The following is a 10,713-nucleotide window of genomic DNA, read 5'->3' on the forward strand; positions in this document are numbered from 1 at the left end:
GCGCGATATCGGCGCCCCCTGGCTCCTCTAACCTCGGTGTTGGACGTCGAGAACCAGCCAGCGCGCCCAGGCGACGCACGGCGAAAGGAGACGCCACGTGACGAGGGCCTCGGCTGCCGCGGGCGACATCCCGGCCCCCAGGACGGCGCCCGCGACGGTCATCCCGGCCGGCAGGGCGCCATGCCCGCCTCCTACCCGGCCCGCCGTCGTCTCACCCAGCGGCGCCAACGCGGCCGGTTTCGATCCAGCCGGTTTCGACGTGTGTGAGTACCTGGACGGCCTCGGCGCGTTCCTCGCCGGCGTCGCGAACGTCGTCATGCAGCTGAGCTGGGCGCCCGTCGGCCACGGCGTGATGGAGAGCCAGGTGCCGACCGGGCGGCTCACCCACCATCCGGTGAAGCGCTTCCGCACGACGCTGACCTACATCGCCGTCGCCATGCTCGGCACCGACGAGGAGCGCGCCCAGTACCGGGACGCGGTGAACTCGGCCCACCGGCAGGTCCGTTCCACCTCCGCGAGCTCCGTGCGCTACAACGCGCTGTGGCCGGAGCTGCAGCTGTGGGTGGCGGCCTGTATGTACCGGGGCGCCGTCGACGTCCACACCCGGMTGCACGGACCGATCGAGCCGGCGGCCGCGGACGCGTTCTACCGGCACGCCGCCCGCTTCGGCACGACCCTGCAGATGCGCCAGCGGATGTGGCCCGCCGACCGGGCCGCGTTCGACCTGTACTGGGAGGAGGCGCTCGGCCGGGTCGCCATCGACCCGGCCGTCCGCGCCTACCTGCACGGCCTCGTGACCGGCCGGGGGATGCGCTGGCCGTTCAGTCTTGGCCCGCGCCGGCTGATGATGTTCGTGACGACCGGCTTCCTGCCGCCCAGGTTCCGCGAGGAGATGCGGCTGGCCTGGTCCGCGGCCGACCAGGCCCGGTTCGACCGGACGCTGCGCCAGCTCGGCACCGTGCAGCGCCGCCTGCCCMGGTTCGCCCGCCTCTTCCCCTACAACCTGCTGCTCCTGGACATGCGCCTGCGCCGCCGGCTGGGCCAGCGGCTGGTCTGACCTCCCCAGCCGCTGGCCGTCCGCCACTGCGCCGACCCGCACAGCGCCGGCCTGCGCTCAGCCGACCTGCGCACTCAGCCGGCGTGGACGGGGGCGCCGGCGGCGGCCACGTCCGACTTCTTTGCCTTGACCAGGATGACTACCGTGACGAGCGCGGCCGCCATCAGCACGGCGCTCCAGAGGAAGGCCGTGGTGTAGCCCTCGATCTGGGACTGTGCCTGCGCGGCCGGGCCGATGCCGTGGCTGCCCAGGTAGTTCGTCACGACGGTCGCGTAGACGGTGTTGAGCAGCGCGATGCCGAGCGAGCCGCCGACCTGCTGGGTCGTGTTGACCAGGGCGCTCGCGACGCCGGCGTCGTGGTCCGACACACCGATCAGCGACAGGCTCGACATCGGGACGAACGCCATGCCCATGCCGAGGCTGATCAGGAGCTCCGCCGGCAGGACGTGCGAGGCGTAGCCGGTGTGYAGCCCGACCTGGGTGAGCAGCAGCAGGCCGACGACGGCCATCACGCCACCCACGACCATGGGCGACTTCGGGCCGACTCGCGGCAGCAGCTGGCTCGCGATGGCCGCCCCGAAGATGATCCCGCCGCTGAACGGCAGGAAGGCGAACCCGCTGCGCAGCGCGCTGTAGCCGAGCGTCTGCTGGAAGTAGAACGTCATGAACAGGAACATCGCCAGCAGCGCCGCGCCGAAGAACAGCGACGCGAGGAACGAGCCGCCGCGGTTGCGCTCGAGCACGACCCGCATCGGCAGCAGCGGCTTCGCCGTGCGCAGCTCGATCACGACGAACACCGCGCACAGCACGACCGCCGCCACCAGCAGGGAGACGGTCACCGCCGAGCCCCAGCCGTCGTCGGCCGCCTTGGTGAACCCGTACACCAGCGCGACCAGGCCGAGGGTGATCGTCGTCGCGCCCGGGATGTCGTAGCTCGGCTTGCCCTCGGCGCGGCTCTCACGGACGACCGAGATCGCGGCGACGGCCGTGACCACCGCGATCGGGACGTTGACGAACAGGCACCAGCGCCACGAGGTGTACTCGGTGAGCAGGCCGCCGACGATCAGGCCGATCGCGGCGCCGCCGCCGGAGATGCCGCCGTAGACGCCGAACGCGCGGGCGCGCTCCTTGCCGTCGGTGAACGTCACGGTGATGAGGGAGAGCGCGGCCGGCGCGAGCACCGCCGCGCAGGCGCCCTGCAGGGCGCGGGCGCCGAACAGCATCGCCGCGTTCGGGGCGAACCCGCCGAGCGCGGACGCGGCGGCGAAGCCGAACAGGCCCCAGATGAAGGCCCGCTTGCGCCCGGCGAAGTCGGCGATCCGCCCGCCGAGCAGCAGCAGGCCACCGAAGGCGAGCGTGTAGGCGGTCATCACCCACTGCCGGTTGGCGGTGGAGATGTCCAGCGCGGCCTGCGCGTGCGGGAGCGCGAGCGTCACGATCGAGCCATCGAGCACGACCATGAGCTGGGCGACGGCGATGACGGCGAGCGCGATCCAGCGGCGCGGGTCGGGTTCGCCGGCCGCCCCGTGGACCGATGCGTCGGCGGCCGGCGAGGCGGCGACCGCCGCGGCCGGCGCCACGGGCTGGGCCGGGATCACCGGCGCGGTGGCCCTGTGGTCGCCACCGTCACCCGAGGGTGTGACGTCGGTGGTTGTGGTCACTGTGTCTCCGTGTCTTCTGGGGAGGCTCCGGAGCCGCGAGGGGTGCATCGTCGCGTCTTCTCGGCGTGGGGTCTGGAATGCCGCCATGGACGTCGGTGGTTGCCAGTGGTCGGGAGCGGACGCCGGGTCACGGGCCGCACGCGGATCAGGCGAGGCGGTAGTTCACTCCCAGATAGTACGGCATCGAACAGAGCTGGCATCAAACTATCGTGATCAACTACACTCACGCCATGAAGGCCCGCACCCACGGCGCCGACGCGGGCACGCGCACCGAAGCCGCCCCGACCATCGACGTCCTCCCAGTCATTGACGACGCTCCAGCCACGGATGTGACAGTCGACGCCGGCGCGGCCGCCCTGGACTACGCGGCCGAGCCCGCCGAGTTCTGCACCGTCCCGGAGGGCGCGGCCCCAGAGGATGGACCGGACCAGGTCGACGAATTCATCGAAGGCTGGTCTCGGGAACGCCCGGACCTGGACGCCGACACCATCAGTGCCCTCGGTTGCTTCGGCCGGATGAAGTGGCTGACCAAGAACCTCGCGACCATGGCCGAACAGGTCATCCGCCGGCACGGCCTGAACGCCGGCGAGTTCGACGTCCTCGCGGCGCTGCGGCGTTCCGGCCCGCCGTGCACGCTCATCCCGTCGCAGCTCTCGTCGCTGCTGATGATGTCACGCGCCGGCATGACCAACCGGTTGGACAGGTTGGAGAAGAACGGCCTGGTCGAACGGACCCTCGACCCCGAGGACCGGCGCAGCTTCCGGGTCCACCTCACCGACAAGGGCCGCGCCGTCATCGACGCGGCGGTCACCGAGCACGCCCAGATCGTCGGCCGGTTCAGCGCGGTCCTCTCCCCCGACCAGCGCGCCAGCCTCGACGAGGCGCTGCGGACGCTGCTGCGCGCCTTCCCCTGAACACCCCACGGTTCTAACTGTCAAAAGGCGATCTTCTGGTCGTCCGACCCCTGGTACCTCCGAGGACAGGGGCCGCCAGCCCTCTATAGTGCGGGCGGTGGCGGAACAGCTGGACGGCACGGTGGCGCTCGTGACCGGCGCGAGCAGCGGCATCGGTGCGGCGGCGGCACGCGAGCTCGCCCGCCAGGGAGCGGCCGTGGCGCTCGCCGCGCGCCGGGCCCACCGGATCGGCTCACTCGCCGCCGAGATCACCGCCGCCGGCGGCGAAGCGCTCGCGATCGAGACCGATGTCACAGACCAGTCCCAGGCGATCGCCGCCGTCAAGCGGACCGTCGCCGAGCTCGGCCGGCTCGACACGGTGATCAACAACGCCGGCGTGATGCTTCTCGGCCCCGCCGTCGGCGCGCCCACCGAGGAGTGGGACCGGATGGTCCAGCTGAACATCCAGGGCCTGCTCTACGTCGCCCACGCCGCGCTGCCACACCTGCTTCGGGCCGCCGAGAGCGAGCCGCGGCGGGTCGCCGACCTGGTCAACATCAGCTCGGTCGCCGGCCGGCGCGCTACCGCCTTCTCCGGGGTCTACAACCTCACCAAGCACGGCGTGAACGCCTTCACCGAGGCGCTGCGCCAGGAGGTCACCGAACGGCACGTCCGGGTGTCGGTCGTCGAGCCGGGCGCTGTCGAGACCGAGCTCACCCACCACCTGCGCCCCCAGATCCGCGAAACCGCCCGGCAGCGGTTCGCGAACGTGGAGATGCTGCACGCCCAGGACATCGCCGACGCGATCTCCTACATCGTGACCAGGCCGCGCCGGGTCTCCGTCAACGAGATCCTCATCCGCCCCACCGACCAGCCCGGCGCCTGAGCCTCCGAGCCCGGTCCCCTGCGCCGCCAACCGGCTGCGGGTGGCGACCGACTGACTACTCGATGCGCTGACCGCCCGCCAACCCGCCCAGCCGAGCCTCCTGCCGGCCGGAACCGCCACCATCGCCCTCGCAGGCGACCCAGATCTACGGCTGACCGCCGCGGCGGCTCCCCCGGCCCGCCGCCGCGGCTCCGGGAACAGCCGGGCCATCGAGACGACCCGGGCGATCGAGCGGTGGGCCGATGGGCCTCGTCGTCTCGGGGTCGAACGGCGCCGGCTCATCGCTCCCGGCCTCCTCGACGTCAGGCCCTGGCACGTCGACCTCGTCCATGTCGGCTTCGTCGGCGCCCGCTTCGTCGACATCGTCGGCGGCGGGCTCGATCTCAAGCTCGTCGACGCCGGGCTGGTACGCCTCGGGGCCGCCGTGGGCCCACTCGATGAGCTCGCGCGCCAGATCGTCGAGCGCTTCCTGCCCGCCGGCGAGCCGGACGAGCCGACCGCGCAGCTCCTCGAGGCTCGGCCGCGCGGCCGGGTCGGCGGCGATCATCGCCGCGAGCAGCCTGACCAGCTCCTCCGGGACGCCGGACAGGTTCGGCGGGGTGTACGGATCGACGATGGCCTTGAGCAGCGACGACGCGGCCCGGTCCGGGTAGAGAATGTGCCCGCTCGCCGCGTACACCAGGGTCGCGCCCAGCGCGTAGACGTCAGCCGCCGTGGTATCGGCCTGGCCAGCCACCTGCTCGGGGGCCCGGTAGGCCGGCCCGAACGGCTCTGTCAGCACGGCGAGCCCAGCATCGATGGTCTTCGGCCCGTCCGGGCCGAGAATGACGTTGCGTGGCTTGAGGTCGCGATGCAGCGACCCGGCGTCGTGCAGCTCTCCCAGCGCGTCCGCCAGCATGATCCCGAGGGCGGCGGTCAGCGGCGCGTCCAGCGGGCCCTCGCGCAGCACGTGCTCGCCCAGCGTGCGGCCCGGGACGTACTCGGCCGCGAGCCAGGGCGGGTCGCCGTGCAGGTCGGCGTTGTCGAGCCGGGCGGCCCGCGGGCCCGTGACCCGGTACAGCGCCCGGACTTCGGCGGCCAGCCGCCACCGGGCGTCGGCGCGCGCCAGCAGGTCCCGATTGATCACCCTGAGCGCGACGCACTCCCCGGCCGCCGACCGGGCGAGATAGACCCGTCCCGCCCCACCGACGCCAAGCCGCGCGTCGAGCCGGTACCGACCAACCACCTCCGGGTCGGACGGCAGCAGCGGCTCCGCCACCATCTCCTCCGCCACCGCGGCCCCCCGGACCGCCTGCCAACGATCTGCGCCACCCACCATGCCACGGACCCCGGGGCGGAGCTGCAAATAGGGCCAAATAGGGCGATGAAGTCCGCAGCCGCGTGCGGGTGACTAGCGCTGTGCTGCCGGGACGCGGGCGAGCCGGTCCGACAGGGTGGCGATCTCCTCAGCGGAGTACGACAGGTGGATCCTGGTCGTCGACGCCGGGCGGGTGGCCAGCGACAGACCGGGGCGCCACTCGCCGGCCGGACGGATCGGGCGTGGGGTGAACCCGCCGCCGCAGTTCGGACAGACGTCGCGCAGCCTGCCGACGCAGTCGGCGCAGAAGGTGCACTCGTAGCTGCAGATCATCGCGTCCGGGGCGCCGGCCGGCAGATCCTTGTCGCAATACTCGCAGTTTGGTCGCAGTTCGAGGGCCATCAGCCGATTCTTGCCGAGCACATCGCGCTCGCAAGGTCCGGCCGCACTCAGCCGAACACCCAGCCGAACACCCGGCCGGACACGCGGGCGGCCGCGGCAGGCGAGGGCAGGTGTGGGCGCACGCGCCGCACGATTCCGACGGCGGCAGTCGGAATCCCGACTGTCCGCACCCCCGCCGGGCGGCGACGCTGAGGCCATGCCGCTCGCGACTCCATCGACACCGGCCACGCCGGCCACGCCGGCACCGTCCACGCCGCCTACGCCGTCCAGGCCCCTGCTCGTCGACGTCGTCGTGTTCGACGGGGTCGACGAGCTGGACGTCGTCGGCCCGCTGGAGGTCTTCCGCGACGCCGAGCGCCGTGGCTGCCCGCTGACCAGCCGGCTCGTGACCCGCACCGAGGCCGGCGAGGTCGTCGGGAGCTTCGGGCTTCGCTTCCGGTCGGACGCCGTGCTCGAGCCCGGCTGCGACGTCCTGGTCGTCCCGGGTGGGAACTGGATCGCCCGTGGCGAGACCGGGGCCTGGGCGGAGGTCCGCCGCGGCGAGCTGCTCCCGCCGTTGCGCGCCGCGGCTGGGCGGGCGTCCGTGACGGCGGGCGTCTGCACGGGCACCCTCGTCCTGGCCGCGGCCGGCCTCGTCGGCGGCCGGCCGGCGGCCACGCATCACGGCGCCGCGGCGGACCTGGCCGGCTACGGCGCCGCCGTCACCGACGCCCGGGTCGTCGACGACGGCGACCTCGTGACCGCCGGCGGCGTCACCAGCGGCATCGACCTGGCCCTCTGGCTCGTCGAGCGCTTCTTCGGCGCCCACCACGCGGACGCCATCGCCGACCGCCTGGAGTACCACCGCGCCCGGGCCGTGACCGTCGAAGCGGCCGCCGCGCCCAAGGACCGCGGGGCGAGAACCTAGGAAGCTCCTGGGGAACGATCGTCACGGGCGAGCGTCGCAACACCGACGAGCGCGCCAGATCATGGTTCAGTTCATGATCCGGTGGATGTTTGCCGCTCTGGCACGCAAGAACGCAATCACCCTGGGAACGTCTTGACGATCGCGGAGTCAACCCCGCTTGGAGCCCGGCCCGAGCTCGGTCGGGGTGCCGCTCGTGCGGTCGGGCGTTCATCCTGTCCGACGTCAGAGTCACAACCAGCGCCGTTTGGCGCCCCTGACGTCTGACCCGACGCCCGGGATCCCCCGGCGCCTGCCACGACGCAGAACGGAGGCGACCGGGGTGGCGCTGCGCGCCGCCCGCTCATCCATCCATGGGCTGTGGCGGGCGGGAAGCCAAGGATCCGCCCCACAAGCCATGACCGGATCCGATGAGGGATCTGAGTAATTAGGGTTCCTCGTTCTGGCGCCGACAGGCCCACCGGATCGCCACTGGGCTCCAGCACCGCCGGTCACCAGCGGCTCTCCCCGGCCCACGTGCAGGCCGAGTCGGGTCTGATCACTCGAAGAGCCGAGGCACCACCTCGCGGCTGGTGCGCCCGGCGCCGCCCGGCGGGGCCCGCTGCCCGCTCGGGGATCTCCGTCCGGCCGGCATGTGAGGCGACCTTATGATCCTAAGGATTGTGACGGGGGACGCGGCAGAAAATGACGCAGCGGCACAGGATGCCAACTCTTCGCTATCGTCTGGTAACAGAATGGTGGCGGACTTCCTGTTCAGCTATGTCGACTCGGACCGGCCCTGGGCCGAGTGGCTCGCCTGGGAGCTCGTCGAGGCGGGGTACCTGCCCGCGGTGCGGGCCTGGGATCTCGTTCCTGGTCGGCTGGTCCTCGACTGGGAGAACCAACGGGTGTCCACGGCACGACGCACGCTGGTAGTGCTGTCGCCAGACGCGCTGGACTCGCGAGAACTCGTGGCGCAGTGGGAGGCCGCGTTCAGCGCCGACCCACTGGGAGAGGACCGCCGGCTGGTACCGGTCGTCGTGCGGCGCTGCTCCCCGGCGGGTCTTCTCGGCGGCCGCGTCCCGATCGACCTGGCCGGACTCGACGAGCACGAGGCTCGGGAGAAACTGCTAGCCGGGATCAAGGCGGTGGTGCTGGGCCCTCGTAGGCCGGCCGTGAGACCGCCGTTTCCCAGGCCGGAGCACGAGCGCGCGGGCGGGTCGCGGCCCGGATATCCCGGCGTGCGGCTCCCAGCCGAGATGACGGATCTGCTGGCCAGGGTCGCGCAGGCCTACCGGGAACGCTTCCCAGGCGCGTCGGTCACCCGCGCCGTCGGTCCCGGTGGCCGGGTCCGCTACCTGCGGGTCCGGGCCGACGTCGAGGGCAGGACGCGCCGCTGGCCTGTGGGAGTCCACGATGGCGACCTCGACGAGGCGGCGTTGGCGTCCTTCGTCGACGAGGTGCACACCGTGTACGAGAGACGCATCCCGTACGTCGAATCCGAGCTGGTCCACAGCGGGCGTCTCACCGACGAGGTCCTGGCCGGCAAGGCCCGCAGACATGGGGTGCAGCTGCTCAGCGTCCTCGCCGCGGAGCGAGGCTGGGACCCGACTGGCTACCGCGACCGTCTGGCCGCCAGCCTGGCCGACGACCGGATCTATCCTGCGGACCTGTACGTCCCGCAGCGCTACGCCGTCGTCCGGTTCGGTGAGCCGGAGGCCGAGCCGCCCCGGGACGACGTCCTCGGGACGATCGAAAACTGGCTCGACGTCCGCGACCCCCGGCTCGTGCTCGTGCTCGCCGATTTCGGCCTCGGGAAGACCTTCCTTGCCCGGGAACTGGCCCGCCAGCTCCCGGAGCGGCTGCCGCGGCTGACCCCGATGCTGATCAACCTGCGGGCCTTCGAGAAGAGTCACAGCCTCGACACGGTGCTCGCCGTGCATCTGCAGGAGTCAGGCGAGGACGGGGTGCGCGTCCAGGCGGTGCGGCGGATGCTGGACCGCGGCGAACTGTTGCTGATCTTCGACGGATTCGACGAGCTGGCGGTGCGACTGACCTACGATGCCGCCGCCGACCACCTGCGGATGATCCTCTCGGCGGTGTCCGGCCGCGCGAAGGTGCTGCTGACCAGCAGGACCCAGCATTTCGCCCACGACGACCAGTGGCGTACCCCGCTCGCCGAGCAGGTCGAGCGCGTCCCGGTGGCCCGCACGGTGGTCCGGCTCGCCGACTTCGACGACGCGCAGATCCTGGATTTCCTCACGCGTTCCTTCACCCGGTCGCCCGACCCGGACGAGCCGTCGCCGTGGGAGGCGGCGCGCCAGCGGATGGACCTGCTGGCCGTGGTGCCCGACCTGCGCGGGCTGTCCCGCACACCGCGCATGCTCGAGTTCATCGCCGCCCTGCCCAAGAAGGACCTGGAAGCCGCCCGCTCGGCGGGCGGCATGGTCACCAGGACCGACCTGTACCGGGTGCTCGTCGACCGCTGGCTGGACTTCGAATCCCGGCGGAAGCGCCCCAGTCCCGGTTCCCGGCCCGGCCTGGACATCAGCCAGCTCCGGACGGTGGCGATCGCCATCGCCGAACGGCTCTGGGCCGGCGGCCGGCTGGGCCTGGACCTCGTGGAGCTCGCCGCCGTTGTCGAGGGGGCGCTGCCCGGTCTGGGCACGACGAGCCTGCGGACCGCGGAGGCGGTGTTCTCGGTCGGGTCGGGGAGCCTGCTGGTACGTGATGAGGCCGACCTGTTCTGCTTCCTGCACTCCTCGGTGCTGGAGTTCCTGATCGCCGAGGCCATCGCCCGGCAGTTCGACGCCGACGGCGACAGTGTTCTGGCCCGCGCGGCGGCGATGTCCGAGCTGGTCGTCGACTTCCTCGTCGGCGCCGCGTCCCGTCCGGTGCTGGAACGCTGGGTCCGCGGCGCGCTGGCGGGCCCGCGCGGCGCACCCGGTGCAGCCGGCGCATCCGGCGCCGCGGTCGCCCGTGGGAACGCGCTCGCCGTCGGCAGGCGTCTCGGGATGCCTGTCGGGCGTGACCTGGCCGGGCTGGATCTGCGCGACCTCGACCTGTCCCGCGAGACCCTGCGCCATGCCGACCTGCGCGGCGCCGTCCTCGCGGGGGTGCGCCTGGGCGACGTCGACCTCACCGGCGCCGACCTTCGCGGCGCCGACCTGCGCGGCGCCACGCTGGTGCGCCCTCGCCTCGCCGGAGCCGAGCTCGCGGACAGCCGCTGGCATGGGGCCGCGCTGCTGGCACATGATCTGGACCCCGCGGACCTTCCCGCCGAACTCGCCCCGGCCGCCGTCACCGGTCGCGACGCCGTGGAACCGATGCTCCTGCCCGCGGCGACCGCGATCCTCACGCTTTCCTGGTCCCGCGATGGGAGCCTGGTCGCCGCGACGTGGGGCTCCCAGCTCGTCGTGACCACCGCGGACCTGCGTCCACTGCGCGTGCTGTCCGGCCACCATGGCGGGGTGTTGGCCGCGGCGTTCGCCCCGGACGGCACCACCCTCGCCAGCGCGGGGAACGACCGCACCGTCCGCCTGTGGGACGTCGCCACCGGCCGGGAGACCCGCACCCTCACCGGCCACGGCGATGGGGTGCTGGCGGTGGCGTTCTCCCCGGACGGACGCACCCT

Annotated in this window: 8 protein-coding genes; 5 read left to right on the forward strand and 3 right to left on the reverse strand. The window is 72.6% G+C overall.

The annotated features are described in order from the left end of the window. Positions 1 to 97: 97 nt before the first annotated feature. A complete protein-coding gene (locus BCD49_RS16575) occupies positions 98 to 1,057 on the forward strand; it encodes an oxygenase MpaB family protein (RefSeq protein ID WP_198939444.1) in 960 nt (319 codons plus the stop codon). A gap of 74 nt (positions 1,058 to 1,131) precedes the next feature. Here the strand turns inward: BCD49_RS16575 and BCD49_RS16580 are convergent, their stop codons facing one another. Next, on the reverse strand, positions 1,132 to 2,718 hold the full coding sequence (locus BCD49_RS16580) for an MFS transporter (RefSeq protein WP_007514225.1): 1,587 nt from the start codon (positions 2,716 to 2,718) through the stop codon (positions 1,132 to 1,134). Positions 2,719 to 3,161: 443 nt separating this feature from the next. Between BCD49_RS16580 and BCD49_RS16585 the strand changes: the two genes are divergently transcribed. Continuing rightward, positions 3,162 to 3,632, forward strand: a complete 471-nt coding sequence (locus tag BCD49_RS16585; RefSeq protein WP_035931410.1) for a MarR family winged helix-turn-helix transcriptional regulator — start codon at positions 3,162 to 3,164, stop codon at positions 3,630 to 3,632. A gap of 97 nt (positions 3,633 to 3,729) precedes the next feature. Further along, entirely contained in the window at positions 3,730 to 4,497 is a 768-nt protein-coding gene (locus tag BCD49_RS16590; protein ID WP_027141244.1) for an SDR family NAD(P)-dependent oxidoreductase, read from the forward strand. Between the two features lie 145 nt (positions 4,498 to 4,642). Here BCD49_RS16590 and BCD49_RS16595 read toward each other — a convergent pair whose 3' ends face one another. Together BCD49_RS16595 and BCD49_RS16600 are read right to left on the reverse strand one after the other, a co-directional pair. Further along, positions 4,643 to 5,815 (reverse strand): serine/threonine-protein kinase, encoded by a 1,173-nt coding sequence (locus tag BCD49_RS16595; protein WP_083401503.1) that lies wholly within the window; start codon positions 5,813 to 5,815, stop codon positions 4,643 to 4,645. A gap of 72 nt (positions 5,816 to 5,887) precedes the next feature. Further along, entirely contained in the window at positions 5,888 to 6,196 is a 309-nt protein-coding gene (locus BCD49_RS16600) for a DUF1272 domain-containing protein (protein ID WP_027141245.1), read from the reverse strand. Positions 6,197 to 6,392: 196 nt separating this feature from the next. Between BCD49_RS16600 and BCD49_RS16605 the strand changes: the two genes are divergently transcribed. Together BCD49_RS16605 and BCD49_RS16610 are read left to right on the forward strand one after the other, a co-directional pair. Beyond that, positions 6,393 to 7,103 (forward strand): DJ-1/PfpI family protein, encoded by a 711-nt coding sequence (locus tag BCD49_RS16605; RefSeq protein WP_007514230.1) that lies wholly within the window; start codon positions 6,393 to 6,395, stop codon positions 7,101 to 7,103. 731 nt (positions 7,104 to 7,834) lie between these two features. Next, positions 7,835 to 10,713: TIR domain-containing protein (locus tag BCD49_RS16610; RefSeq protein WP_116439404.1), on the forward strand; the 2,879-nt coding region annotated here is incomplete at its 3' end.

Origin of the sequence: Pseudofrankia sp. EUN1h, from assembly GCF_001854645.1 — a bacterium.
Taxonomy (GTDB): domain Bacteria; phylum Actinomycetota; class Actinomycetes; order Frankiales; family Frankiaceae; genus Pseudofrankia; species Pseudofrankia saprophytica.

Bases quoted from the DNA above. Each gene is read 5' to 3' on its own strand.
- BCD49_RS16605 (WP_007514230.1), top strand. From the start codon at position 6,393: ATGCCGCTCGCGACTCCATCGACACCGGCCACGCCGGCCACGCCGGCA.
- BCD49_RS16595 (WP_083401503.1), bottom strand. From the start codon at position 5,815: ATGGTGGGTGGCGCAGATCGTTGGCAGGCGGTCCGGGGGGCCGCGGTG.
- BCD49_RS16600 (WP_027141245.1), bottom strand. From the start codon at position 6,196: ATGGCCCTCGAACTGCGACCAAACTGCGAGTATTGCGACAAGGATCTG.